This window comes from Methanoregula sp., assembly GCF_041663825.1.
Classification (GTDB): Archaea; Halobacteriota; Methanomicrobia; order Methanomicrobiales; family Methanospirillaceae; genus Methanoregula.
The window spans coordinates 1-24844 of sequence record NZ_JBAYLY010000037.1; the positions used below are offsets into that span (position 1 = coordinate 1).

General features: G+C 54.6%; 21 protein-coding genes and 1 pseudogene. 16 read left to right on the forward strand and 6 right to left on the reverse strand.

Annotation, left to right across the window (positions count from 1 at the left end):
- Nucleotides 1-710 (forward strand): annotated as a pseudogene (locus WCX19_RS13120) (hypothetical protein); the annotation flags it as partial.
- 44 nt (nucleotides 711-754) lie between these two features.
- Here the strand turns inward: WCX19_RS13120 and WCX19_RS13125 are convergent.
- Nucleotides 755-3349 (reverse strand): valine--tRNA ligase, encoded by a 2595-nt coding sequence (locus WCX19_RS13125; protein WP_373008867.1) that lies wholly within the window; start codon nucleotides 3347-3349, stop codon nucleotides 755-757.
- A 132-nt stretch (nucleotides 3350-3481) separates the two neighbouring features.
- On the opposite strand from WCX19_RS13125, the gene WCX19_RS13130 reads away from it, so the two are divergent.
- Together WCX19_RS13130 and WCX19_RS13135 are read left to right on the forward strand one after the other, a co-directional pair.
- Nucleotides 3482-4699 (forward strand): TIGR00297 family protein, encoded by a 1218-nt coding sequence (locus WCX19_RS13130; RefSeq protein ID WP_373008869.1) that lies wholly within the window; start codon nucleotides 3482-3484, stop codon nucleotides 4697-4699.
- A gap of 82 nt (nucleotides 4700-4781) precedes the next feature.
- Nucleotides 4782-5588 carry an epoxyqueuosine reductase gene (locus tag WCX19_RS13135; protein WP_373008871.1) on the forward strand — a complete coding sequence of 269 codons (807 nt, stop codon included), beginning with the start codon at nucleotides 4782-4784 and terminating at the stop codon, nucleotides 5586-5588.
- 41 nt (nucleotides 5589-5629) lie between these two features.
- Here the strand turns inward: WCX19_RS13135 and WCX19_RS13140 are convergent, their stop codons facing one another.
- Nucleotides 5630-6553, reverse strand: a complete 924-nt coding sequence (locus WCX19_RS13140; RefSeq protein WP_373008873.1) for a DUF475 domain-containing protein — start codon at nucleotides 6551-6553, stop codon at nucleotides 5630-5632.
- 201 nt (nucleotides 6554-6754) lie between these two features.
- Here WCX19_RS13140 and WCX19_RS13145 point away from each other — a divergent pair, with 201 nt between their 5' ends.
- The 6 genes from WCX19_RS13145 to WCX19_RS13170 all read left to right on the forward strand — a co-directional run bounded on the left by WCX19_RS13145 (nucleotide 6755) and on the right by WCX19_RS13170 (nucleotide 11623).
- Complete coding sequence (locus WCX19_RS13145; protein ID WP_373008875.1) at nucleotides 6755-7237, forward strand: YkgJ family cysteine cluster protein; 483 nt, start codon at nucleotides 6755-6757, stop codon at nucleotides 7235-7237.
- 608 nt (nucleotides 7238-7845) lie between these two features.
- Entirely contained in the window at nucleotides 7846-8673 is an 828-nt protein-coding gene (locus WCX19_RS13150) for a hypothetical protein (protein ID WP_373008877.1), read from the forward strand.
- Nucleotides 8670-9542 (forward strand): RimK family alpha-L-glutamate ligase, encoded by an 873-nt coding sequence (locus tag WCX19_RS13155; protein ID WP_373008879.1) that lies wholly within the window; start codon nucleotides 8670-8672, stop codon nucleotides 9540-9542. The genes WCX19_RS13150 and WCX19_RS13155 overlap by 4 nt, the downstream gene beginning before the upstream one ends.
- A gap of 45 nt (nucleotides 9543-9587) precedes the next feature.
- Nucleotides 9588-10043, forward strand: coding sequence for a YkgJ family cysteine cluster protein (locus tag WCX19_RS13160; protein WP_373008881.1), 456 nt, complete (start codon nucleotides 9588-9590; stop codon nucleotides 10041-10043).
- A complete protein-coding gene (locus WCX19_RS13165; RefSeq protein ID WP_373008883.1) occupies nucleotides 10040-11152 on the forward strand; it encodes a glutamate-cysteine ligase family protein in 1113 nt (370 codons plus the stop codon). Before WCX19_RS13160 ends, WCX19_RS13165 begins: the two co-directional genes overlap by 4 nt.
- Nucleotides 11153-11338: 186 nt before the next feature.
- Nucleotides 11339-11623: a HEAT repeat domain-containing protein gene (locus WCX19_RS13170; protein WP_373008905.1), complete on the forward strand. Its 285-nt coding sequence runs from the start codon at nucleotides 11339-11341 to the stop codon at nucleotides 11621-11623.
- Nucleotides 11624-12370: 747 nt separating this feature from the next.
- On the opposite strand, the gene WCX19_RS13175 is transcribed toward WCX19_RS13170, so the two are convergent.
- Nucleotides 12371-12820 carry a hypothetical protein gene (locus tag WCX19_RS13175; RefSeq protein WP_373008885.1) on the reverse strand — a complete coding sequence of 150 codons (450 nt, stop codon included), beginning with the start codon at nucleotides 12818-12820 and terminating at the stop codon, nucleotides 12371-12373.
- Between the two features lie 506 nt (nucleotides 12821-13326).
- Between WCX19_RS13175 and WCX19_RS13180 the strand changes: the two genes are divergently transcribed.
- The 7 genes from WCX19_RS13180 to WCX19_RS13210 all read left to right on the forward strand — a co-directional run bounded on the left by WCX19_RS13180 (nucleotide 13327) and on the right by WCX19_RS13210 (nucleotide 22888).
- Entirely contained in the window at nucleotides 13327-14985 is a 1659-nt protein-coding gene (locus tag WCX19_RS13180) for an ABC transporter substrate-binding protein (RefSeq protein WP_373008887.1), read from the forward strand.
- 183 nt (nucleotides 14986-15168) lie between these two features.
- Nucleotides 15169-16152 (forward strand): ABC transporter permease, encoded by a 984-nt coding sequence (locus tag WCX19_RS13185; RefSeq protein WP_373008889.1) that lies wholly within the window; start codon nucleotides 15169-15171, stop codon nucleotides 16150-16152.
- Nucleotides 16145-16966: an ABC transporter permease gene (locus tag WCX19_RS13190; RefSeq protein WP_373008891.1), complete on the forward strand. Its 822-nt coding sequence runs from the start codon at nucleotides 16145-16147 to the stop codon at nucleotides 16964-16966. The genes WCX19_RS13185 and WCX19_RS13190 overlap by 8 nt, the downstream gene beginning before the upstream one ends.
- Before the next feature lie 40 nt (nucleotides 16967-17006).
- The gene (locus tag WCX19_RS13195) at nucleotides 17007-17942 is read left to right on the forward strand and encodes an ABC transporter ATP-binding protein (protein WP_373008893.1); all 936 of its coding nucleotides are present in this window, start codon (nucleotides 17007-17009) and stop codon (nucleotides 17940-17942) included.
- Nucleotides 17935-18735, forward strand: a complete 801-nt coding sequence (locus tag WCX19_RS13200; protein WP_373008895.1) for an ATP-binding cassette domain-containing protein — start codon at nucleotides 17935-17937, stop codon at nucleotides 18733-18735. Before WCX19_RS13195 ends, WCX19_RS13200 begins: the two co-directional genes overlap by 8 nt.
- Nucleotides 18736-19095: 360 nt before the next feature.
- The gene (locus tag WCX19_RS13205; RefSeq protein WP_373008897.1) at nucleotides 19096-21030 is read left to right on the forward strand and encodes a type II/IV secretion system ATPase subunit; all 1935 of its coding nucleotides are present in this window, start codon (nucleotides 19096-19098) and stop codon (nucleotides 21028-21030) included.
- A gap of 1 nt (nucleotide 21031) precedes the next feature.
- The gene (locus tag WCX19_RS13210; RefSeq protein ID WP_373008907.1) at nucleotides 21032-22888 is read left to right on the forward strand and encodes a type II secretion system F family protein; all 1857 of its coding nucleotides are present in this window, start codon (nucleotides 21032-21034) and stop codon (nucleotides 22886-22888) included.
- 878 nt (nucleotides 22889-23766) lie between these two features.
- On the opposite strand, the gene WCX19_RS13215 is transcribed toward WCX19_RS13210, so the two are convergent.
- From WCX19_RS13215 to WCX19_RS13225, 3 genes are all read right to left on the reverse strand, one after another.
- A complete protein-coding gene (locus WCX19_RS13215) occupies nucleotides 23767-24126 on the reverse strand; it encodes a hypothetical protein (RefSeq protein ID WP_373008899.1) in 360 nt (119 codons plus the stop codon).
- Nucleotides 24123-24407: a hypothetical protein gene (locus WCX19_RS13220; protein WP_373008901.1), complete on the reverse strand. Its 285-nt coding sequence runs from the start codon at nucleotides 24405-24407 to the stop codon at nucleotides 24123-24125. The genes WCX19_RS13215 and WCX19_RS13220 overlap by 4 nt, the downstream gene beginning before the upstream one ends.
- A 217-nt stretch (nucleotides 24408-24624) precedes the next feature.
- Nucleotides 24625-24844: hypothetical protein (locus tag WCX19_RS13225; protein ID WP_373008903.1), on the reverse strand; the 220-nt coding region annotated here is incomplete at its 5' end.

The window sequence follows — 24844 nt, forward strand, 5'->3', positions numbered from 1 at the left end:
CCTGGGATGAGGCACATGCAACCGGGTACCAGAAGTTCGGCGATTACGGCGACGTGATCATCTATCGCCCCAACGGTGAGACAGATTTCTGGGCTCAGATCGGCCTGCTTCCGCTCTCAAGCCACACTCCAATCATCCACCGGGCCATGACCTGGGTCGATGCGGGAGAGCCTGAACCGTATTATTTCAATTTCTATAGGGGCGCAGCGACTCCAACCAAGTATCTCCCTCTTGAGATAAGCAACGCAACCGTTGAAGGCTATAAGATCCTCTATACAGGGGTCAACCCTCCGCAAGGGAACCTCACGCTGACGTCCCTTGGTGATGGATTCAGTTACTCTACAGACCATTACCGCCTGCCCGCATCGTATGAGTCAAACGGGACCGGTTTTATTTGGTACGGTAATGTAACGACGCACGGGGGGTACATCACCAAAGGGGACAATAACCCAGTAAGCGATGAAGGAGGGTACCTTCCGGTTGGTGATATTCAAAACATCGAACCGGTGGAGAAAAACTGGGTTGTGGGAAAAGCTCTCTTTACGATTCCCCTAATCGGTCTGCTCCCGCTTCATATCTGGTGGGTGGTCGCCTTCGTTCTTGTGGTGATGATTGCCTGGGAATTGTATGTCAGGAGTAAGGAAGCAGCTACCGGAAAAAAGGCCGGAAAATCAAAGAACCTGAAAAGAGATTCCCGGAAAAATAAATAATCCGGCCCGTTCACAGTCAACAACGAATTCTTTAAAAAAAGAAGTTATTCCTTCCCCGCCACCGTCACGATCACATCGCCGATCGTAATCACATCAACTTTCGCGCCCTCTTCCACGTAGGAATATTTCGGCGTGAATGCATTTTCGGGAACATCGAGATCCTTCCCGTTCACCTTTATCGTTTTTAGCGGATGGGCGAGCTCTTCGGCCGGGAGCGCCTTGACTGCTTCCATGAATGCGCCCGCATCTTTCCTGAATGTCGGGCCGACAACCGAGCGGTTGAAATCGATGCCCGAAACCACCTTATCGAGATGCGCCTTGTCGGTCCTCCAGTGGACATCCGCGTTCAGGGTCCGGGCCGTGTCCCCTTCATCGTTTGCGGTATGCGGGGCATAGACCGTGACCTTCCCGAGCGGGGCATTTAAGGCGAGGCCGTTGTCATGCTTGTACTTGCGCACCTCGGAGACGACCTTAACAAGCAGGTCGCCTTCGGTCCGGGCCGCGGGATCGTCAAAGGTAAACGAGACCCAGGGCTGTTTGTGGACACTCCCCTTGTTAAGATACGAGTAGCACTCCTCGGCAAAGTACGGGATAAACGGCGCTAGCATCCGGCAGAGCGCATCGTACGCGGCATAGAGTACGCGGCAGGCGCTCTTTCTCGACGCGCCTTCAGTATAGAGCCGTCCCTTCGCAAGCTCGATGTAATTGTCGGCGAGCACGTCCCAGGCAAATTCCCGTATCGCCTTAAGCGCCTCATCGAACTCGTAGTTCTCCATCCTCGCGCTGACCGTTTCTACCGTGTCGGAGAGCCGGGCAAGCAGCCACCGGTCGGCAAGTGCCGTCACCGGCGCGTTCTCATCGATGCCTTCCTTTTCGAGCTGGATGAGCGCGAACTTCGCGATGTTCCACAGCTTGGTCTGGAACCGGGACGCGGCGATCACGTCGTTCCAGGAGAACATGATATCGGACCCAAGGGCCGCGCCGGTTGCCGCCCACTGCCGGAGCGCATCTGCACCGTACCGTCCCACCAGTTCTTCGGGGACGATCACATTGCCCCGGCTCTTGCTCATCTTGAAGCCGTCCTCGCCGAGCACCATGCCGTTCACGAGGATCTGGTCCCAGGGTTTGCTCCCGGTGAGCGCGACCGAGCGCAGGATCGAGTAGAACGCCCAGGTCCGGATGATATCGTGGCCCTGCGGCCGAATCTGCGCCGGGAAGATCTTCGGCTTTCCTGAACCGTCCCAGCCGGTCACGTTTAAGACCGAGATGGACGAGTCCATCCAGGTATCGAGCACGTCCTCTTCACCGGTAAACTCGTTCCCGCCACACTTCGGGCAGGGGTGCTTGGGTTTTGTAAGCGTCGGGTCGCAGGGAAGATCCTTCTCATCCGGCACCACGATCTCGCCGCACTTGTTACAGGACCAGACCGGGATCGGGGTCGCAAAGATCCGCTGCCGGGAGATGCACCAGTCCCACTCCATCTGGTCGATCCAGTTTTCCATCCGGAGAAGCATATGCTCGGGATACCACTTGATCTGGTGCGCTGCGTCCCGGATCTCCTGCTGCTTGATCCGGATGAACCACTGCCGGCCCGAGAGGATCTCGATTGGCGTCTTACAGCGCCAGCAGGTACCGACGCGCTGCTCCAGTTTCTCCTGTTTTTTGAGGATACCGGCCGCCTTCATATCCGCGAGGATGGCCTTCCTGCATTCAGTGGTGGAAAGACCGGCGTATTTCCCAGATATATCGGTCATCTTCCCCTTGCGGTCGATGGCCTTCCTGAGCGGGAGGTTGTGCTGCTTCCACCAGTGGACATCCTGCTTGTCCCCGAACGTACAGATCATGACCGCACCGGACCCGAACTTCGGGTCGACTGCCTCGTCCTGCACGACCGGGACCGCGTGGCCGAAGAGCGGCACCGTGAGGGATTTTCCTTTCAGGTTATGGTACCGGTCGTCTGCCGGGTGCACCGCGACCGCGACGCAGGCGGCAAGGAGTTCTGGCCGGGTGGTTGCTATCTCGACGCCGTCGAAATCAAAAAAGTTGAGCTGCGTCTCGCGGTCTTCGTAGGAAACCTCCGCAAACGCGATCGCCGTCTCGCACCGGGTGCAATAGTTGACCGGGTGCTCGTCCTGGTAAATATAGCCTGACTTAAGCATCCTCAAAAACGAGAGCTGGGTCTTTGAGTAGTACTTCGGCGTCATCGTGATGTACTCGTTCGACCAGTCCGTGGAGAACGCCATGCGCCGGAGCGTGAGCCGCATCTGCTCAATGTTCTTCTCCGTGAGTTCGCGGCACATCCGCCGGAACTCCTCGCGGGAGACATCGTTTTTCGTGATGTGGTTGAGTTCCTCGACTTTTACCTCGGTCGGAAGGCCGTGGCAGTCCCACCCCTGGGGGAACATCACGTTGTAACCTTTCATCCGCTTGTACCGGGCGAAAAAGTCGATATAACACCAGTTCAGTGCATTACCGATATGGAAATTGCCGGTCGGGTAGGGTGGGGGTGTATCGATCACGAACTGCGGCTTTTTCGAGTTCGTGTCAAAATAGTGGTCCTCGTCGCGCCAGGTATTCCGCCAGCGCTCTTCCACCACGGCAAAATCATAGTTTTTTGGCAGCTGATCAGACGAAACCATTCCGTACCGGATTGGTCGTTTTATAAAATATAGTGATCGTATCGATACCAGAAAAGCGGGAAGTAAAAACGGGATTTGTCAAAAGAAAATAACGATAAGGCTCTTGACATCTGAAAACAAATGTCTTTAACAATGGCGAAGCAGCGGGGACTGGGATATGCAGCGGCACTCGCCGGTGGAGTAGTTCTTGTCGGCCCCTATGTACAACCCCACTGGCTGATGGCGCTTATTATTATCCTCTTTTCCCTGATCCTCTGGCGCTTCATTGGTACAAAATACCTGGCCTACGTATTCTGTATTCTTTCCTGTCTCTACGCAGTCAATCTCCTCCCGTTTGTTGTCCTTGCGACAACACTTGCGATGATGACCCTTGGCGAACTGGTCTTCCAGACCGGGGCCGACGATCTTAATACGTATTTTTACTACGTCATCACGACAGCATGGGCGGGGCTGCTCGTCATGGTGTACCTCCATGAACAAGCCTTCCTGATGGTCATCTTTGGTATCATCGCTGCGGTGCTCTTAAAAGTGATCCTGTTAAAATTCGAGGACTCGCTCGTCATTGAAGGGATCGGTATCGCGATGACAATGTACCTGATAAAGGAACTCAATTATACGGTCGACATTGAGATTGTTGTTGTCGCGGTCTCCATCGCATTTGTTTTCGGGTACTTCGCGTTCCGGGCGAAGACTGCCGACCTCTCGGGGCTCTTCTCGATTGCACTTGTCGGGGTTATCCTGCTGGTCTTTGCCGACGCTACATGGCTGCTTGTCATGCTCTCGTTCTTTATCCTCGGTTCGGTCTGCACCCGGTACAAGTTCGAGTACAAGAAACGGATTGGCGTCGAGCAGGGCCAGAGCGGGGCGCGGGGGTACAGGAACGTCTTTGCAAACGGGATTGTTGCGTGCGCGGCGGCAGTGCTGTATGGCGTGTTCGTCCAGCCGATCTTTATCGTGATGTACGTTGGGAGCGTGGCCACAGCGGCGGCGGATACGATGGCAAGCGAGATCGGCGTGACCGGCGGGATTCCCTACCTGATAACAACGCTGCGCAAAGTGCCGATCGGTACCAACGGTGGCGTCTCGCTAAAAGGGGAACTGGTTTCATTACTGGGGAGTTTTGTCGTGTCGCTCGTCGCACTGGAGTTAAACCTCATAACTCCGTGGATGATGGTTATCTGCACGATCACGGGATTTGTCGGTACCAATCTTGACAGCCTTGTCGGGGCGGTTCTGGAAAACAAGGGGTACCTGGGCAACGCGGGAACAAATTTCCTTGCGACGCTTGGAGGCGGGATCTTTGCAGTCGCGCTGTACTGGGTGTTTATTATCCATGGTGTCGTCTGGTGAGCACCCGGCACCCGGCTCTTTTTTCCCGTATATCCATGACCCATGGACAACCTCTTATTCTTACCCATGCAACCGTTGATCCATGAGCACGATCCTCCGGCGTCAGATCCTCCGGAAATGCAACAATATGGACATCCCCCTCGTGGGGTTTGCCCCGGCTGATCGCTGGAATGATCCCCCGTTTGAACCGTGGGTGCCGGAGGCATTCCGGCCTGCCTCCGTCTTTCCCGGGACAAAAACCGTGATCGTGATCGGGTTTCCGGTCAGCCTGCCCATCGTGGATACTGCCCCTTCCCTCTGGTACCATGAACTGTACCGGACAGTCAATACCGAGCTGGACTCCTGCGGTTATCGCATCGCGACATTCCTTTCTGAAAAAGGCTACCCGTCGGTCTGGGTGCCCCGGGACGGGTACGGGTCAATTGGCGTCCTTAAGGAGAAACCGTTTGCGTTCTTCTCGCACCGGCATGCGGCATATTGCGCAGGACTCGGGAACTTCGGGCTCAACAACATGCTTCTCACCCCGCAGTACGGCCCCCGGGTCAGGTTTACCTCCGTCCTGACCGCTGCAGAACTCCCTGCTGACTGGGTGCTTGAAGACCCGCTCTGTACCCGGTGCCAGAGGTGTGTTAAGGTCTGCCCGGTCTCTGCGGTCCGTGAAGGTGGTTACCCGCAGGAACTCACCGACAAGATCGCATGCGCCACCCGGTCGGAGGAGCTGCTCCAGCGGTTTCTTTCCCCGTGCGGGTGCTGTATCAAGGTCTGTCCTGTCGGGAAGGACCGTGACCAGTACGGCCGGGTTGATATGAGAATGTACGATGAAAAAAATCCGGTTTCTGAACCGTACCGTAATTCCCGTGACCATGTGCGGTCATACGGGTCGCGGTAAATCTCTTCTTTTCAAGGACAAGTTTTTGTGTCTTTGTAATCTCACGCGGATTCTGTCGGCGGCCCGGCCCTGATGGACATATACAGGAAGTACCCGACGACCGCAAACGTAATAACCGGCGAGACAAAAGCGGGGATGTCAAAGCCGAAACTGTCGAGGATCATGATGACCCCAAGGCAGAAGATCGAGTACATCGCACCGTTTTTCAGGTACCGGTACTTCTTGATCGAGTCCACGTTCCGGATTGTCATTTCCCGGACGAGGAACGCCCCGAGACCACTTCCGATGATGATGAGCGGGACTGCCATCGTAAAGGCAAAGGCACCCAGAACGCCGTCGATGGAGAACGTGGCGTCGATGATCTCTAAGTAGAAGATCTTGCTGACATCCGAGATGTCGCCCGAAACCATTTTTCGTTCCTGCTCTTCGGCATTCTGCCGGAAACCGTGGACAATGAAAAACGCGGTTGACCCGATTACCGCCCCGAAAGCCATCATCGGGTTTTTCCCAAGTGCAAGCCAGACGATGACCGCGAGGAGGATAGAGACAATGGCAAAGAACCAGACGCCTTTTGTTGCGATAAAACGCTCGCCGCGAAGACCAAATGCCTTCTCTTCTAAAAAGAGCCAGTGGAAGAAGAGGAAGATAAGGAACACGCCGCCGCCGATCAACAGCACGGGCGCAGACTGTTCGATTGCGGCGACTACGGCAGGATCGCTTGAGAACGTCGCGGTGAGCGCCCCGACGGGCCCAAGAGACGGGGTGGATATCCAGACGATCAGCCACGGCAGCGCTCCCCGGATCACAAAGACGGCAAACAACAGTCCCCAGATGAGGAACCAGCGCCGCGCCTTTTGCGACATCGTCGAGAGGACCTCGGCATTGATAATGGCATTGTCAATGCTCGTGATGGTCTCGAACAGGCAGAGCCCGGCGATGGTCAGGACGATGGTAAGAATATCCATGAAACAGGATTAGTTTTGTACCAGACCGGTATAAAACCTTGGGGAACTATCCCCTACGACAACGTGCCGGAATTGTTCTCTCCTGTAAGCCTCATTTCCTCCCCTGTTCCGGCCTCCCTTCCGGCAGGGCACACGTAATACCGGTGCTCTTAAAAAGGCAGACTGCTTACTCCGGAATATAATAAGGAGCTAAAAAATCGCATGGTCTTTTATTGCGAGCAGTGCGGGGAATGCTGCAGTCACCTTGGGCTGGTGCACAGCATCACCGAAGATCACGGGAACTATGAGTTCGTTGTCTTCAACCGGTACACGAACGAGTCTGATGTCGTGACCGTGGATGCCGATAAGTACACTCTATATGATGACAAGAGCATCTTTACGAAACTCCCCGAGGCCTGCCCGTTCTTCCGGCACCAGCCGGGCTCGGAAAAGGCGTTCTGCACGGTGCACCTGACCCGGCCTGAAATCTGCCGGGACTACGGCTGCTGGAGGATGCTTATCGTCAACAGTACCGGCCGGCGGGTGGGCAGGATCATGTTCTCACGGTATCTCTGCTGGGAAGATCCGCTGGTTTCCCGTATTTTTGAGGAGTGCATCGACCCGGTGAATGAGCAGGATGACGCCCGGTGGGATAAGCTGGTGATCCGGGTGCTCAACGAGCGGGGATATACGGTAAGGACGTAAGTTGACATCCCCCCGTATCTATGGCACAGACTGATTATCCAAATAAAAAGATCGGGCCGTGGGGTACCCCCCACTCGCAAAAATGAGAGGTACCCCACCCCCCCGACCAATTTTTTAGAAGCGTGACCTCCCACCCCCTTCTTATATATCAGGGAGGGGGGTGTCACCTTCGTACGAACTCCGGGAGTCCTCATTCATGAACGCCCGGACCGTGCGCGGCATGGTCCCCGAAAACCACCCCGTTCCCCACCCCGTGATGCCTATTATGAACAGTAGTCATCCCAAGGTATGGTCCCGTGCAAAATTCTTTTAAAGCCCTGCACCTATAGAGGAAGATAGAATAGTCCACACTTTCGTGCTGGATTAGTGTTGAACATGACCGTCAGTGTCAGCAACGACGACGATGATGAAGTGGCTAAACGGTTCGCGTTTTCCCGCTCTTTTGTAATGACACGCTGTACAATGGATGCAGCGCGTGAGTTTTTGGATCATGCTTTTGCCCAGTTCACTCATTCTGCCCGGGACCACCGTTCCCTGGGCAGATCTGTACCGGGAATCCCCGGCCCCCGGGATACATCTGCGAGGGTGGAACACGAGCTGATCTGCGGATGAACGATCGATGGAGTGAGCCCCGGGAGCACGGGGACGAGCTACAGACAGAGAGTACGGTTGCATCAGGTCCCGCAAATCCCCTGGCCCGGCCCGGCATGAACCGACGGGCGACCGCGCGGGAGAAACTCCTTTCCCAGATACACGCACGGGCCGAGGCCGGTGTACCTCATGCCCACCCCGTGCCAAAGAAGGAACCGGCGATGACCCGGGATTCCCTTGCCGTTGTGAGAAGGGACCATGCATACCATGTCATCGCGGAGGACTACTCGTATAAGACCGAGGCCTACTACACCATCCTCGAACGTGAACTCTCCGGGGAAAATATCCACCCGTCAAGCCGCAACGTCCTCGATGCATTCGTCGTACCCATCTGTCTTGAGCGGGCAAAACTTACCGGCATCCCGGTCATGGAGTGGGGCATCTCGCAGGCTTACGTCCCGCTCCCGGCGATCCTCTACGGGCTCAATTACTTTGCCACCGCTTCTGACTTCTTTGTCGTGCAGGACAACGAGCAGGCAAAGGACGTCGTCAAGCATATCACGAATAAGGGCAAGTACCCGTTCTGCTACCAGAAACTCGACGATGGCGCAACCATCCATACCTGCACGGCGGTCTTTGGCCGGACCGCGGGGAGCTGTGCAGAGATCGCCGGATATGCAGCGATGATCTACGAGCTCTTTTCCATCCCGCTCGTGAGCATGGTCTTTGTAAGGACCGGAAAACAGATCGCACTCTCGTCCCTGGCACCCACGCGCTACACCCATCTCACAGAAAAAGAGCGCGCGCTCCTTGCCGCATACCGGGACGAGCAGGAGTTTTTATGACCCGGCTTGGAATATTTGTTGATAGAAAAACCCTTTCCAACGCCGAGCAGCTCAGCGCCCTGATCCACTGCCGGGACGTGGCTGAGAATCAGGGACATGACGTGGAGTTTCTCTTCCCGGTCGACATCAACAAGATCCCGAAAATGGACGCGCTCTTCATCCGGGCCCGGACCGACCCGATGAATATCACGTACGTCGCCGCCCGCATGGCCGACTTCCACGGCATCCCGGTCATCGACGACTCGGATTCCATCCAGATCTGCGGCGACAAGATCAACATGTACTCCCACCTCCAGAAAAAGAACGTCGCGCTCCCGAAGACGGTCTTCCTCTCGAAAAACGATCTCTCGGTCGAACGGGTCTCGCAGCTCTTCGATACGCTGGGGACGCCGCTGATCGTCAAGGAACCCTCGACCTCGTTCTCTCTCCGGGTCGAAAAGGTCACGGACATCGCCGGGTTCTTCCGGGTCGCCCGACGGTTTATCAAGATGTCGGACTGGATCGTCGTCCAGCAGTTCGTAGAGAGCACGTACGACTGGCGGGTCGGTGTGCTTGGCGGGAAACTCCTGTATGCCTGTAAGTACACGATCCCCTCGGTAACCTTTAAGATCCAGGCCTCCGTGAACGGTCATATCGTGTATTGCGGCGTGGAGAGCGTGCCCGAGATTGCGGTGCCGCCAAATGTCATCCAGCTCGGGATTGACGCGGCAGACGCGATCGGCAATGGACTATATGGCGTAGATATCAAGAACAACAACGGCGATGCCCGTGTGATTGAGGTAAACGACAACCCGTCGCTTGAGAGCGGTGAGGATGCCTGTTATCCCCAGGTCTACGAACGGATCATCGACCACCTTTTTGCAGCGTGATAAATAGTGACGGAAAACTGGCCGCTTCGGGCTGAAGATATCTGTATGAAATGCGGGGGGCACTGCTGCGATGACGCGCATCCCCCCATATCCATGAACTGCCACCAGAGATTGATCGCAGCGGGAGTATCCCCGGCTGCGTTTGAGACCAACGGGTACCGAAGGCTCCGGACAAATCCCGACAATACCTGCATCCTCATGAAGGACGGCATGTGCATGATCCACGCGATAAAACCTGAGACCTGCCGGGCTGGGCCGTTTACCTTCGATGTGGAAGGCGACACGATCCGGATCTTCTTAAAGCACGCGTCTATCTGCCCTATCGTCACGCTCTTAAAAGAGGTTCCCGAGGCGTACGGGCAGCAGTACGACCTGGCCCTGAAGAATATCTCACATCTCGTCGCACACCTCACGGATGCAGAGATCGCGGAGATCAACCGGATTGACGAGCCCGAGACGGATCTGGTTGTGGAGATCCCCCGGGGACCCCGGTACGTATGACGATTGGTACAGAACACGAATACTCGGTGAACGACGCACATTTTACGGCACTTCCCGTCTCCGACCAGATCATCAAATCGATCTGCGGGAGTTTTGAGAGCGAGATCCTTTTTGGTGAGACAAAACTCGGGAAGGAACTCCAGAAACACGTGCTCGAATTTCTCCCGCGTGTACCGGCATCCGGCCCGGTGGCGCTCGAAGCGATGCTCATGGCGGGGATCAGGAAATTCTACCATATCTTCCCCACGCAGTATCACCTTCTCGGGCTCGGGATGCATCCTACCGTGACGCTCGACCGGACTGCCGTCTGGGATCACGATGAAGGGGAGTACTACGAGACCTATGACCGGCTTTTTAATATTCATCAGCACGGCTGGCTCAACATCCAGGCGCTCCAGGTCAACCTCTCGTACGCGGGAGAAAAAGACCTGCTCATGCAGTACAACCGGATCCGCACCCTTCTCCCGTATCTTGTTGCGCTCACGGCATCTTCCCCCATGGTGGAGGGCAGTCTGACCGGGACAATGGATAACCGGCTCATCTATTACCGGGAGAACCAGAAGGAGATCCCGCAGATTTGTAACGGTATCATCCCGGAGCGGATCAGGTCGGTGGCGGAGTACCAGAAGGCGCAGGAACAGATTTATAAAGAACTCCGGGCCCGGGATGCAGGGATCCTCTGTGAGGAATGGCTGAATTCGAGCGGGATTATCATCCGGTTCTCCCGGGGCTGCTTGGAGATCAAGGCGCCGGACGAACAGGAGTGCGTCCGCTCCGATATGGCAGTCGCTGCGCTGGTGACCTCGCTCCTGCGCTGCCCGACGCTCCCGGTCGAGAGCGACCAGGACGCGCTGCTCGCACTCACGGAAACGGCGATAGAGAAGGGCACGGCCGGGCTCCGGCCGGAACTTGAAGCGCTGTACCGCTGTGCATGGCAGAAGGCAACCGCTGAAGAGCGGCAGTACCTTCCGGTTATTGAGAGCCGGATCCATAAGGGCAGCCTTGCCGAGCAGATGGCGGAGCGGTACCGCAGGGAGAAAGCGATCGAGCCGATCCTTGCCGATCTGGCGCACTGCCTCCGGGTAAATAAGCCCTATGGGATGGAGTAATTTTTTTATCCAGGAACAGGCCCGGATTTTTTCTTTTTGGATTTTTGGATTGGGGGAGATCGATCCGGTGTTTCCGGATACATTTGTTTTTCCCGGGTTTTGCGGTGTTTGTTCCGGGAAGGTTGCACTACATAGAATCAAACCCCCGGGTGAAGGTGACAAATTACGTCGAACACTTTTAAAATCCTGGTTGAAAAGCTCTCCGACGATAATGAAGGGACGCGGTGGAATGCGGCGGAAGCGCTGGGACGGCTGGGAGATCCCCGGGCCGTAGAGCCGCTGATCGACACCCTGTGGGATGACGATGCACGGGTACGGTTAAAAGCTGCCTGGGCACTGGGCATGCTCGGGGATCCCCGGGCCCTTGGCCCCTTACAGAAACTCTACCGGATTGAGCGCGAGGATGCGAGGGAGACAATCCAGGAAGCAATGGAGATGATCAAACAGGGGATGGCCGGCAATCTCAAATGAACGTGCGCTCACCTGATCCCTTGAGGCGGCGGCACTGCTCGCTCGTGGGGATATGGGGCGACAGCCCCCATCTTCTCAACCCGTTTCCAAAGCCCGCCAGATCGTGCGGCCAACCCCGCTCTTTTCCGAAAAACTCCGGGCCCCGGGCAGGCAATTCCGGAAAAAGTCCAGTGAAGTTATCGGACTTTTCTAAAAAAGCTCACCAAAGTTATCAGACTTTTTGAAAATAGTCCAACAAGGTTACCGGAATTTTCTAAAAATCTCGCCAAAGTTCCCGGACTTTTTAAAAATTGTCCGGCAACGTTATCGAACTTTCCGGAAAAAAAGAGGGTCAAAAACACACCTTTCCACTCCTGATCTGCCAAGGGACTTTACCGGACTTTCCAAAAAAAGCCCGGCAAAGTCATCGGACTTTCTCAAAATAGTCCAACAAGGTTACCGGACTTTTCTAAAATTGCCCGGCAAAGTTACCGGACTTTTTGAAAATAGTCCAACAAGGTTACCGGGATTTTATAAAAAAGTCCGGCAAGGTTGGTGAACTTTCCAAAAAAACCCGCATGAAGTCAAAGACTTCGCACCAAAGCAATGAAAATTTTGCACTCCAAACTCAAATTTCCATTTGCCGGCTCCATCGTCTGAAGTTTTCAAAATTTTCATGACAAAGTTCACCAGCGTTTGCGAAAAATAAAAAAAACTGGCAGACCGGGGAGATTACCCGGAATACCCTTTTTCCGGATGCTTTCCTCTTCACGCCACGTGAGGCTCGCAGGCCGAAACGGCAGCTTCCGCCTTCGCCGGCGTTTCGGGCTGCGGGTAGTGCTTTGCGTTCTTCTTTTTTGTGAGCCAGACCAGTTTTCCCTCCACAAACCCGAACGCATCCATGGTGATGACATGAACCGGCTCAGGGATGGCCGAAACGTTGGCGGCTTTCGGGACGATCAGGTACTGTCCTTTGAGTGCCTTTCCGTTTAAGGAGGCGGCCAATACCTCAAGCGACAGCGTGGATGGCTCTTCATCGTAGGACACCACAAGAGCCACGGACTCTTTCCTTCCCCGGACCTCCCGGGAAAGGATGCAGGTCATATCGCGAGTACTCGGCGATGGAACCTCTTTACACTCCCATCCATCATATTCCCTGAAATGTGCACGGATCTCCTTGTATGCAAATGTCTGCATGATATCGTGTGCTGAACCCATGTTGATCTTTTCAAAATTGTACGCACGATCTTATAAGTTTTGTTAAAACGGTTTATTTTTAAAAATTGTTAATCATAAAATATAAACATCGGGATATGTACCGGGGTGTATCCCCGGATCTCAGGGACGGTTCCCGCGCAGGTACCCATGGTCATAAAAAAATCCTGGCAGGACCCCGGGCTAAAAGAACGCTGCCAGGGTACACGGGTCTTTCCGGGGTCAAACCTGTTCCGGAGGCTTCTCATCCGGTGTAATCAGTAATTCTCTAAAGTATCCTCATGGACATTGAGTGATTATCACTCCCCCGGGTTTGGGGGTATTAATCCCATCTGAAATAAAGGACCGCACTAAAAATCCCGATTACTATTGAAACGGGACTGTTCAACCCGCATTGTAAATTTCTAATGATGTACTTTCCAGAAAGATTAAAGAAAAATTGTTAAATAACTCCGGATCTGAATGATCACTACGATTCCGTGATTACAGGACGTCCGAGGTTTTTAGAGATGAATCATTCCATGCTGCAAAACGAGCGGTGCACCAGTATTTTTTTTGTCCTGTGTGCCGGTGCCATCCTGGTATACTGTGCCATCTCCGGGTGTGTAAGTGACGCATCATCAGCCGCAGGAACAGGAAACCAGACGCACATATCTACTACCGGCGTCATCATCCCGGTCGATTCCGCCTCCACGCTGACCTATACGAGCGTCATGCAGAAAGGCGGTGTGCCAGCGAGTGGTCTTGCCTACGAAGGGCTGGTGATTAAGGCTCCGAACGGCAAATTTGCACCGGCTCTTGCGGAGACGTGGGAGGTTTCTGACGATGCAAAGACCTGGACATTCCACCTCGCAAAAAACGCAACATGGAATGACGGCGTTCCCTTCACGTGCGCAGATGTAAAGTTCACCAACGATTACATGAAGGCAAAAAACCTCACTCTTGGATTTGTGTTCAAGGATGTCCAGTCCATCTCGTGCCCTGACGATCACACGGCAGTCTTCACCCTGAAAACTTCATACTCCGGGTTCCTTGACCAGATCTCGCGTCAGCCGGGGATCACCATATCCCCGAAACATTTCTGGGAGAACATTACCGACCCCCAGCACTACCAGGATACGCAGTTCATCGGTACGGGTCCCTTTAAATTTTCAAATGCAGAAGCCGGCTACTTCGCATATACCGTCAATGATCAGTATTATGGAACGGTCCCGGAAATTTCCGGTGTCATCCTCACGGTGATCACCAATGCAGACAGTAAGGTACTGGCACTCAAAAACGGCGATATCGATGTGGTAAGCGGTATTACCCCTGCCGTTGCAGGAAGCCTTAAAGGAGAGAAAAATATCGGGCTCTACACGATCAACGACACGGGAGCCTATGAAGTCGCGTTCAACATGAACCAGTACCCGGCAAACAACTCCGCGTTCCGCCACGCGATGAGTCATGCCATTGACCGGGACACCATCAGTAACCTGTTCGGGACCGGCCGGACTACCGACACCACCTTTTTAATCCCAGGCCTTGCCGGGGATTACGTCAACCCGGCGGAAGTTGGAATGTACGATTACAACCTGACCAAGGCGGCGGAGATCCTCGCGGGTGCAGGATTTGCCACGAACACGGAAGGCGACCTTATCGGCCCGGATAAGAAGCCCGTGACTGTCACCATCCCGCTCGGGGGAAAGGGTGCACCAAACGGTGGCGAACAAAAAATCGTGACCGTCTTAAAGAATGACTGGGAGAAACTGGGAATTGCCGTGAGCACGCTCTCCTATGACGACCAGACCCAGTACCGGACGGCAATCAACAAGAACGCGGTCTTTATCGACGGGTTCCCCGTGACGCTGCACGACGATGCCGATTCACTGGTGAATTTTGCCGTCACACCCACCCAGGACAAGAATTATTATAATTACAATGATCCTGAATACAACGCGCTCGTCAGCCAGATCCAGAATACTCCCAACCAGACGAAGATCAAATCGCTCGCCTACCGGATGCAGGAACTTCTCGCCCGGGATATACCATCCGTCCCGGTCTGCACAACCGACACCATCGTTGCATACCGGTCGGACCGGTTCACCGGCTGGGATATCGGGCCGGGATACCATGGTGTTCTCGATCCAAAAGTGCTCACCAACCTGACACCGGTGCATTCATCGTAACTTTCGGGAGGAAACGGGATGAAGCACCAGGACCCAGCTTTTTCTCCCTTGTCCCGTTTTCCTGCCAGAGTAACAGGCAACTTCCATCACCGTGAAAAAGTGCGTGACGAACGGACAATGAATCACCGGGACTAAAATTGAGATGCAGCACAAGACAAAACCGCATACCGTGAGGGCAGTCGTGTGATATCCGGGAATTATCTCGCAAAAAGACTCTGCTACAGCGGAGCGGCTTTTTTTGTCAGTGTCACTATCACGTTTTTCCTCCTGCACCTGATGCCCGGGGATTACATCACCAATTACCTGCTCTCCCTCACAAACGCCCTCCCGAAGGAGACCGTTATGCAGTTCTATCACCAGTTCGGGCTTGACCTTCCACTGACCGAACAGTACCTCCTGTACATTTCGAACATCCTGCAGGGACAGTGGGGATATTCCTATGCCTATTCCGTCCCGGTCTTCTCTCTGATCGTGGAAAAACTTTCATGGTCGCTCGTTCTCCTTATTCCCGCAACTATTCTCGGGATCCTTATCGGCACGGTGCTTGGCGCACGGTCGGGCTGGAAATCCGGGGGAAAAAAGGATCTCGCCCTCTTCAATATCATGATCGCGATCCGGGCCATTCCGGAGTTCTGGTGGGCGATCATGGCAGTGATGGTCTTTGCGTTTTATCTCAAGTGGTTCCCGCTCGGGGGGTACACGAGCATCAGCATCCTGACATCCGGGATCAGTATCCCCGACGTGCTTTACCACGCGGTCCTGCCCATCGCCCTTATGACATTTTTCATCGCGACGGGGAACTACTACGTGATGCGGAATTCGATGATCTCGGTCATCGGCGAGGAATATATCACCACCGCACGGGCAAAAGGGCTTGACGAGCGCGGGATTCTCTGGAACCACGCGTTGAAAAATGCCCTGCTCCCCATGATCACGATCACCACGTTCCAGTTCGCTGCAATCATCATGGGAAACGTGTTCATCGAGACGGTTTTTTCCTGGCCGGGGATCGGGCTCCTGACAACAGAAGCGCTCAGGATGCGCGACCTGCCGCTTCTTGAGGGAATCTTCCTTTTAGATACCTTCCTCTCGATTGCCGCAATGCTTGTCGCCGATGTCCTTTCCTCCCTTATCGATCCCCGGATCAGGATGGGTAAAGATGTCTAGGAAGATCATCCTGTGGGGGAGTGTTGCAGTCCTGTGCGCCTATATTGCGATCGCGCTCTGTGCACCTTTACTCACCCCGTATAGTCCAACAGAAATTACCGGCGCCGCCCTGCAATCTCCCGGCACCGGGCATCCGCTCGGAACAAACGATCTCGGGCAGGACATTTTCAGCCAGTTGGTCTACGGGGCACGCATCACCCTGCTCTTCGGGTTCTGCTCTGCCCTGTTGGCGGTCCTGATCAGCACCAGTGTGGGGATCGTCATCGGGTATTACGGCGGCCTGCTCGATGAGATCGTATCGAGAGCCATCGACATTTTCATGCCGATCCCGATGTTTCCCCTGCTCATTGTCCTTACTGCGTTTTTTTCCCCGGGAGTCCTGCAGATCAGTCTCCTGATGGGTATTCTTGGCAGTATCTATGGCATCCGCATCATCCGGGCGCAGGTACTCTCCATTGCCCAGACAAATTTCGTGGAGGGAGCACGTGCAATCGGCGCCTCGGATTTCCACATCATGTCCCGGCATATCCTGCCAAACGTTATGCCGGTGGTCATGATGAAATTCGTCTCATCCTCCCAGCGCATGCTCGTGATGGGGGTGGGCTTAAGTTTCATCGGGTTGTGGGATACGACAACCGTTGACTGGGGAACGATGATCCAGAACTCGTATACCTCCGGGGGTATGGCCCTCGGTCTCTGGTGGTGGCTCCTTCCGCCGGGAATCGCGGTCATCGGCATCTCCCTTGCGCTTGCGCTGATTGGATATAGTTTCGAGGAAAAATTCAACCCCCGGGTCGGGGTGAACCGGATATGAGCCCGGAACAAATGACGGTACCCCCATCAGGAGGCAGCGGATGAACCTGATCAGCATTGAGGACCTGAGCGTCCGGTTTTCGACCCGTTCTGAATGTATCCGTGCCGTGGAAACGGTCAATCTTGATATTGCCCGGGGGGACCATGTCGCCCTCATCGGGGAATCCGGGTGCGGTAAGACCGTCCTTGGCATGGCAGTGATGGGACTCCTTCCGAAAAATGCCCGGATCGGCGGGGCTGTCCGGTACCGGGAACACGACATCCTTCAGGCAGCAGAACCGGATATACAGCGGATACGCGGAAAAGAGATCGCCATGATTATGCAGAACTCTGCAAACACCCTCAACCCGGTTAAAACCGTGGGGAGCCAGATTGCAGAACCGCTCCTGATCCACCAGATCCTTCCTGCAAAAGCGGCACATGCCGAGGCGGTCCGGCTGCTTGCCGCAATGGGATTTGACGAACCTGAACGCGCCGCTGAACGCTATCCCCACGAGTTCTCCGGCGGGATGCGGGAGCGGATCCTGGTCGCCATCGCCCTTGCCTGCCAGCCGGATATTGTCATTGCCGATGAACCGACATCAGGACTGGATGCAGGAGTGAAATCACAGATTCTCGTCCTGATAAAACAACAGATGGCAGACCGGACGCTTTTCCTCATCACGCACGATATGGGAACCGCGTATTTCCTCTGCACGCGGATTGCCGTGATGTATGCCGGAGAGATTGTAGAGATTGGCCCGACTCACGATCTCCTTTCTATGCCCATGCATCCTTATACGCAGGGACTCCTCGCTTCGCTTCCCTCCGCAGGACTGCATCCCATCCCCGGCATGAGTCCCTCGCCGGCATACCTGCCGGAAGGGTGCAGGTTTTGTGCACGATGCCCGGCCGCAACAGACCGGTGCAGCACCCGTCATCCGCCGCTTAATGACGTCAGCGGTACACGCCAGGTCCGGTGTTTTTGCTATGATTGAACTTGACGCCATCACAAAGGTCTACACAAAAGGGTTCCTTCGCCGGCAAAAGACCATTGCGGTAAACAATGTTTCCCTCTCGATAAAAAAAGGCGGGTCTCTCGGGCTTGTGGGAGAGAGCGGGAGCGGAAAGACCACGCTTGGGCGGATCGCGCTTCGGCTCATAGAACCAACGAGCGGAATGGTACGGTTTGATGGTGTGAACCTGACTGCGTTGTCCCGGTCAGCACTGCGACAGATCCGGCCCCGGATGCAGATCGTATTCCAGGACCCGGATACCTCGCTTGATCCGAGGATGACCGTGCGGAATTGTGTAGCTGAACCGATGAAAATCTGGAATCTTGTCGGGCCGCAGGAAGAGGAAGACCGTATCCTTGAACTCCTCGAACAGGTCGGGCTCCAGCCGGACCTTGCCGGCCGGTATTCGTTCGAGCTATCGGGCGGACAGAAACAGCGTGTGGCACTTGCCCGGGTCCTCGCACTTAATCCCGGGTTTATCGTTGCAGACGAGCCCACCGCAGCGCTCGATCTCTCCGTGCAGGCACAGGTGCTCAGCCTGATAAAATCGGTGCAGAAGAAAACAAACCTCACGCTCCTGTTCATCTCCCACGATCTCCAGATTATTGAACAGATGAGCGATACCGTGGCGGTGATGCATAAAGGAGCCATTGTCGAGCAGGGAACGACGCGGGATGTCCTGAAGACCCCAAAGGATCCCTACACAAAAAACCTGATCGCAGCAGCGTACGAGAGTGAAACGTGGCTGGGAAAAGAACGGGGGCGTTCTCTCTGACCTGTGCAGGAAATTCCTTTTTACAGAATACTTCGCTTTCGGGGCAGGAATTCCTCTTTCGTGCGCTCTTGTATTGTATAAAAACGCATGATCTCAATAAAAAAATTGAAACCTGGAACATCAAATCCCATTAAAAATTCAAATGACGTTAACAAACGCGTGATTAACAGCCATTAAGACTTCAATTTATTGATTTATGTAAATTAAAAAAGATAAACAATCCATAAAGGTTAAAATAGAATGGTATTTTATTGGCTGTGCACAATTGGTAGTAGAAGATAAACCGGGGGATCATTTTCTACCGGAGATGCGGTGTACTGGCTTTGGTATACCTCCCGGATTTATGTCTGAAAGTGGGTCATGGCGCTGATACTTATCTGGGGCATTATTGGAGTATTCGTCATACTTCAGAGTAGCCGGTTTTCAGGTTTTTCCCGGTTATTCCATACAGATACGGACGCATCCCGGAAAGAACCCATAGGTTCCCCGGAGGCCCCAGGGAAAAAGATACGCCTGGTAATCCCTGAAAAACTTCTGGTACCGTATCGCCAGGCCATCGCTGCGCTGTCCCGGTCAACCCGCAAGAGTCTTCTTCTTTTTACAGGAATCGCCGGGCTCGCCATCGGAACCGGTGTACTCGTCCTTTTCGTGGAGATGCCGCTCTTTTTACTTGCTGTGCTGTCCGTGTTCTCGCTTGCCACACTGGTACCTGTTGTAATATCGGCCCGGATACGGTTTTTCCCATCTGCCTTGCCTGATATGCAGGATACGGCACCACCGGTGCCTGAAAAGAAAATCCCTGAACGTTTCTCACCAAAACCCGTTATTGAACCGGTAGTCCCGGATGAAACGGAGCAGCACGACACGAAAAAAACCGAGCACGGCCTGCTCACCCGCTATGAGGTAACGCCCCCCTATTCATCGGTAAAAATCGTGCGGCAGGGGAATGCCGGGTTCACCTATAACATCATCGAACCGCCCCTCTCCGCCCGGGAAAAGACCATTCTCCGGGAGACTTACACGTACCTGCGGGACGTGATCATCTACGATGATACCGAGAACAATCTGGACAAGCACCTTAACCCATCGGTCATTTATCCGGTCTTCTGCCAGTTTGACCCGGTGCTTTCAGAGGAACGTCTTGCCATCCTGTATTATTACCTCAAACGCGATCTCTCCGGGTATGGGCCCCTTGATGTCCTGATGAAAGATCCCGCGATCGAGGATATGAGCTGTAACGGAAAAGACCTCCCGGTTTTTATCTTCCACCGGGTCTACGGGAGCCTGCCAACGAGCGTTGTATTCTCGGAGGGGGAACTCAACCAGTTTGTCTTAAAAATTGCCCAGAAAGCAAACAAGCAGGTCTCGCTCTCAAACCCCATGGTCGATGCCACCCTCCCGGATGGTTCCCGTATCCAGATCACCTACAGCGATGTTGTCTCCACGAAAGGCAGTTCTTTTACTATTCGGAAGTTCCGGGAGGAGCCCATGACCCCGCTCGATCTCATCAGCCTTAAGACCTACGATGCGGAGATCCTCGCATTCCTCTGGCTGGCCATCGAGCACCACAAAAGCATGATCATCGCTGGCGGTACGGCGAGCGGCAAGACCTCGACTATGAATGCGGTCTCACTCTTTATCCCGCAGAATGCAAAGATCGTTTCTTTGGAGGATACCCGGGAGATCCAGCTGCCTCACAAGAACTGGCTTCCTACCCAGACCCGTGAGCTCATTGCTTCCGGTGTCAAGGGAGACGATATCGATCTCTTCTCGCTCTTAAAAGCCTGCATGCGGCAGCGACCTGAATACATTATCGTGGGAGAGGTCAGGGGGCACGAGGCGCAGACGCTCTTCCAGGCGATGAACACCGGGCACGCCACCCTCTCGACCATCCATGCCGGGAGCGTCCAGGAAGCGATCAACCGGCTGACGCATGATCCAATCAACGTCTCTCCTGTGATGTTTTCCGCGCTTGACCTGTTTGTCATCCAGTCGCTGTACTCGTTCGGGAACACCCGTATCCGGCGCTGCGTATCCATCCATGAGATCGATGTTAATTCAAACGGGGAGATCCTGTCGACTCCGCTCTATGAATGGGATATGGAAAGTGACACCTTCAAGAAGGTAGCACAACACTCGCGTGTTCTTGCGGATATTGCAACTCACCGGGGATGGTCGTTAGAGGAGGTTCAGCGCCAGTTACAGAAACGGGAGGAGTTCTTCACGTGGGCGCTTGAGGTCAGGCCGCCGGATATCCGGGATCTGGCAAACGCCATCCACAATATGAGTGACTGACATGAACCTGTCCATCAGCGCACTCAACGGGATCGAGGAACGGCTCACCCGGTATGAGATGGTTGCATTCGGTGCAGATCTCAGAAAGACCCTCCGGTCTGCGCACATGCCGGTAACGGTCGGGCGGTATCTCCACACCATCCACATCAACCTCGCCGCATCGCTCCTTATTTTCATCGTACTTGCAGCATTTTTTGCTTTTTCAGGTTTCACCCTTGAGATGGGATCTGTCACATCAGGAAATATTTTCTTCTGGCTCCTGCTCTTTTGTATCCTTGTCCCGGGGATTTACGTTGTCCAGATCTATTACCCGGCGATCGTGGCGCAGGGACGAAAGAGCAAGATCGAACTTGACCTCCCGTATGCAATCTCCTTTATGCAGGCTCTTTCAACCACCATGCCGCCATTTGAGATCATCCGCAAGGTTTACGAGGAGCGGGACATGTTCGGCGAGGTTTCAAAGGAGTTCGGGGTCATCGTGAGGAATGTGGAAGTCTTCGGCGACGACCTGATCACTGCGATGCGGGATCTCCAGCGCATCACGCCATCGGCCAATCTCCGGGATTTCTTAAATGACCTCGGGATCGTCTTTGACAGCGGCGGGGACATCTCTTCGTATCTCGCGGCAAAGACCGAGTTTTACCGGGAACGGGCCAAGCAGGAACTCGACCTGGTCTTAAAAACCATCGAGATCATGGCAGAGGTATATGTCTCCGCATTCGTGGCCGGGCCCATAGCGCTCATCATCATGATTGTGGCGCAGGGCATGACCAACCAGAATTCCATGAATTGGATCGTCCCGCTGATGTATATCGCCATACCGGCCGGTGCTATCATTATGATCTGGCTGCTCTCGATCATGCTCCCTCCCGAGAACCTTGAGGTCACCCATAAGGAGACGGTGGAATACAACTTTGGTTCGTCCATTCCCGAAAAGCCTGCTGCTTCGTCGCCCGAAGTATCCCATGACGATGAAGTGTTCTATAAACGTATCACAGCGCAGAAAGAACGAAACCGTATCTTCAACCTGATCCGCCATCCCCTGCGTGCATACATCACGACCTATGATTACGGCATTATTGCGGGCGGTATCATCGATTGTATCATCGCCCTTTTCTGGATGGGGGGTACATTTGACAGCCTTTTCCCGCATAACGTGTTTGAGGCCGTCATCTGCCTGTTCATCATCGGGTTTATGGCACCCGTTGCAATCGCGTACGAGGGAAGACGCTGGTACGTCAGGAACGTAGAGTCGCATCTTCCTGAATTTTTGCGCGAACTGTCTGACATGAAGGATATCGGCCTTACCATCCAGGAAGCCATTCACAGGATTTCCGGTGCAAAACTCGGGCTGCTCAGTTCTGAATTATCGAGTGCCTCCCGTGACATGAGCGCCGGTGTCAATGTGAACTCGGCGCTTGTCAGGATGGAAGAGCGGATCGGCCTTGTCTCGGTCAAACGTGCGATTTCCCTGCTTGTCCGGGCAAGCGAGATCACCACCAACCTGCGCCAGATCTTCATGATCGCTATTACTGATTTCGAGCATTATCTCAAACTCAAGAGCGAGCGGGAGAACACGACCATCGTTTATGTGATGATCATCTACCTCTCCTTTGGGATCTATCTCTATACGGCATACCAGCTCAATGTCCCGTTCCTTGCCAGTTTCAAAGGGCAGAACGTCACGATGGATATCGCAGGTAACACGACCGATATGTTCCGGATCGGGATCATCCTTGGTGCGTTCTCGGGGATCATGGCCGGCCAGTTCAGTTCAAACAGTATCCTGTGCGGTTTTAAGCACAGTATTGTCCTGCTGCTTGCGGCGCTGGTCATGTTTGTGTTTTTTATCTCGTGAGTGCTAGTGTTGTGTAGTTCATCACGTTTACACCGTTTTCTTGCTGCAACACCGAAATCCTGTTGCTGGTGAACAAATGAGATCCTCTCTGCTAAAATGGCAGGCACCAGATCTGGTACGCAAGACTCCCCGATTGATGTGACGGGTTCCGGTGCGGTATCTGCATTCAGGAACGCGACCCTGCGCAGTGGGAATGCCGCGTTTTTGCACTCAAACGTGACGGCTTGTAAGAACACCGATCTGTTCGCGGAATCACGTACCGGGTTTACCGGTATGATATTTACCAGTCACAGCCGGTCCATGTGAGCCTGAGTGTTGTCGGGATCGAAGTGAGCGCATACTAACGTGCACCCTTCCTCCGGTGCATGTTCTGTTTTTTTTGTCTCATGCACAGCTCCGATGGGGAGACCGGAGACTCCGTTGCGATCTGCCCGGTTCCCTGAACGGTGGACCGCAGGGTACGGGATTTTTCCCGGCATAAAAAAACCGAAGATGGGCCGAGGCATTGCAGATCCCCTTGTCAGGGGATGATCATTTTTTGTTCCCGGCACCCCTTTACCGGGGCAATAGTCCCCGTCTCAATCCCTCTGTTTTCCCCACGTGCTGACCCACATCCCCCTTCCCGATCCTCTCTCCAAACAAGCCTAATTACGCTTGGTGCCGGTTCCGAATTCTCCGTCGTAAATTCCGGGAAAAACGGTGAAAAACCCGGGAAACTGACTTGTTTTTTTGCGAAACTGACTTATTTTTGTCCCAAAAAAGGGTAAACGGGGCCTGAAATGAAGAGATCTGAAGGTGTCTCCCTTCAGGACCCGGCACACCTGTGTCTCCGGGGTAGCTCTGGGGGCAGCGGATCTCCCTCTCCTAGTCATCCCCTGTCAGTTACCCGCCAGCGGTCTCCCGTCCCGGTCGATCTCGACAAGACCGGCATCGCCGACACGGAAGAACCGGAGAGCTCCGTACTGTCCGCAGACCCAGAGCTCCCGGCACCGTTCTGCGGTAATGGGCACGAGCCGGAGCCGTGCGAGCGGTTCGGCAAACTGCGACTCTATCTCCGGCAGCGGGCAGTGGATCCTCCGGCTCCGTTTCACCCGGACAAGCGGGGTCAGGGCCGTGCCCGCGATCGCAAAGTCGCACACGCTCCCCGCCCCGGGTTTGCAGAGGATGACCATGCCCCGGGCCTGTGCAACGGGCAGGGCCTCATCGATCGCTTTCTTTGGGAGTGGCCCCCGGGTCATGCATCCTCATCCCCGTCATCCGGTACGGTTCCTGCACAAAAATCCGGTCGCGGCCGTACGATCTTCCGGTGCGGCCGCCGGCGTAGCAGCACGCACAGGCCCGGTGCCAGGGGGATATCGTGGAGCGCGGTCACCCGGTCCGCCAGGTACACAGGTGGTTCCCACGGGATATGGCGCTTCCCCCATTCCAGTTCTTCGTTCTCAATGTCTGTTCCGGCCGCGCCGGTTACTGTCGCATCCGGGCCGGCCCCGGTCTTCCTGTTCGTTGCTGAAACATCCATTCATCCATCACCATTTCCCTGGTCTTTTTCTTCGAAACCTCCATCCCTTTTTTTTAGCACCCGGTACCTGCTGCCCGGTACCGCGATTGTCCGTTTAACGCCGGCCCGGGGAGAGATGTATCTCGTGCAGCAAATTTCCCATCCTGTCACGAAGCGGACGGCAGGCTCTCCAACATCCGTATCGTACAGGATTACACTTCAGCGCCCGGACCGGCGGTCACCGACGTATGATAAAAACAGCGGGCAGAAGAGTACCATACCGGGTGTCCGCGTGCATCTTCCCGGCAATGGCGATCGGCTCGAACAATTCCTGCGGGATAACAAAAAACAGCCCGAACAGTCCGCACATGGTGATCATGGAGACGTAGAAAAACTTCGCGAACCGGGCCGCCGCTTTTCGTGCGACACCAAGGCGCCTCAGTTTCCGTTCCACCCTC

What these genes read in the sequence shown, in the direction of transcription:
- WCX19_RS13125 (WP_373008867.1), bottom strand. Translation starts at nt 3,349, where the DNA reads ATGGTTTCGTCTGATCAGCTGCCAAAAAACTATGATTTTGCCGTGGTG.
- WCX19_RS13130 (WP_373008869.1), top strand. Translation starts at nt 3,482, where the DNA reads ATGGCGAAGCAGCGGGGACTGGGATATGCAGCGGCACTCGCCGGTGGA.
- WCX19_RS13135 (WP_373008871.1), top strand. Translation starts at nt 4,782, where the DNA reads ATGAGCACGATCCTCCGGCGTCAGATCCTCCGGAAATGCAACAATATG.
- WCX19_RS13140 (WP_373008873.1), bottom strand. Translation starts at nt 6,553, where the DNA reads ATGGATATTCTTACCATCGTCCTGACCATCGCCGGGCTCTGCCTGTTC.
- WCX19_RS13145 (WP_373008875.1), top strand. Translation starts at nt 6,755, where the DNA reads ATGGTCTTTTATTGCGAGCAGTGCGGGGAATGCTGCAGTCACCTTGGG.
- WCX19_RS13150 (WP_373008877.1), top strand. Translation starts at nt 7,846, where the DNA reads ATGAACGATCGATGGAGTGAGCCCCGGGAGCACGGGGACGAGCTACAG.
- WCX19_RS13155 (WP_373008879.1), top strand. Translation starts at nt 8,670, where the DNA reads ATGACCCGGCTTGGAATATTTGTTGATAGAAAAACCCTTTCCAACGCC.
- WCX19_RS13160 (WP_373008881.1), top strand. Translation starts at nt 9,588, where the DNA reads ATGAAATGCGGGGGGCACTGCTGCGATGACGCGCATCCCCCCATATCC.
- WCX19_RS13165 (WP_373008883.1), top strand. Translation starts at nt 10,040, where the DNA reads ATGACGATTGGTACAGAACACGAATACTCGGTGAACGACGCACATTTT.
- WCX19_RS13175 (WP_373008885.1), bottom strand. Translation starts at nt 12,820, where the DNA reads ATGGGTTCAGCACACGATATCATGCAGACATTTGCATACAAGGAGATC.
- WCX19_RS13180 (WP_373008887.1), top strand. Translation starts at nt 13,327, where the DNA reads ATGAATCATTCCATGCTGCAAAACGAGCGGTGCACCAGTATTTTTTTT.
- WCX19_RS13190 (WP_373008891.1), top strand. Translation starts at nt 16,145, where the DNA reads ATGTCTAGGAAGATCATCCTGTGGGGGAGTGTTGCAGTCCTGTGCGCC.
- WCX19_RS13195 (WP_373008893.1), top strand. Translation starts at nt 17,007, where the DNA reads ATGAACCTGATCAGCATTGAGGACCTGAGCGTCCGGTTTTCGACCCGT.
- WCX19_RS13200 (WP_373008895.1), top strand. Translation starts at nt 17,935, where the DNA reads ATGATTGAACTTGACGCCATCACAAAGGTCTACACAAAAGGGTTCCTT.
- WCX19_RS13205 (WP_373008897.1), top strand. Translation starts at nt 19,096, where the DNA reads ATGGCGCTGATACTTATCTGGGGCATTATTGGAGTATTCGTCATACTT.
- WCX19_RS13210 (WP_373008907.1), top strand. Translation starts at nt 21,032, where the DNA reads ATGAACCTGTCCATCAGCGCACTCAACGGGATCGAGGAACGGCTCACC.
- WCX19_RS13215 (WP_373008899.1), bottom strand. Translation starts at nt 24,126, where the DNA reads ATGACCCGGGGGCCACTCCCAAAGAAAGCGATCGATGAGGCCCTGCCC.
- WCX19_RS13220 (WP_373008901.1), bottom strand. Translation starts at nt 24,407, where the DNA reads ATGGATGTTTCAGCAACGAACAGGAAGACCGGGGCCGGCCCGGATGCG.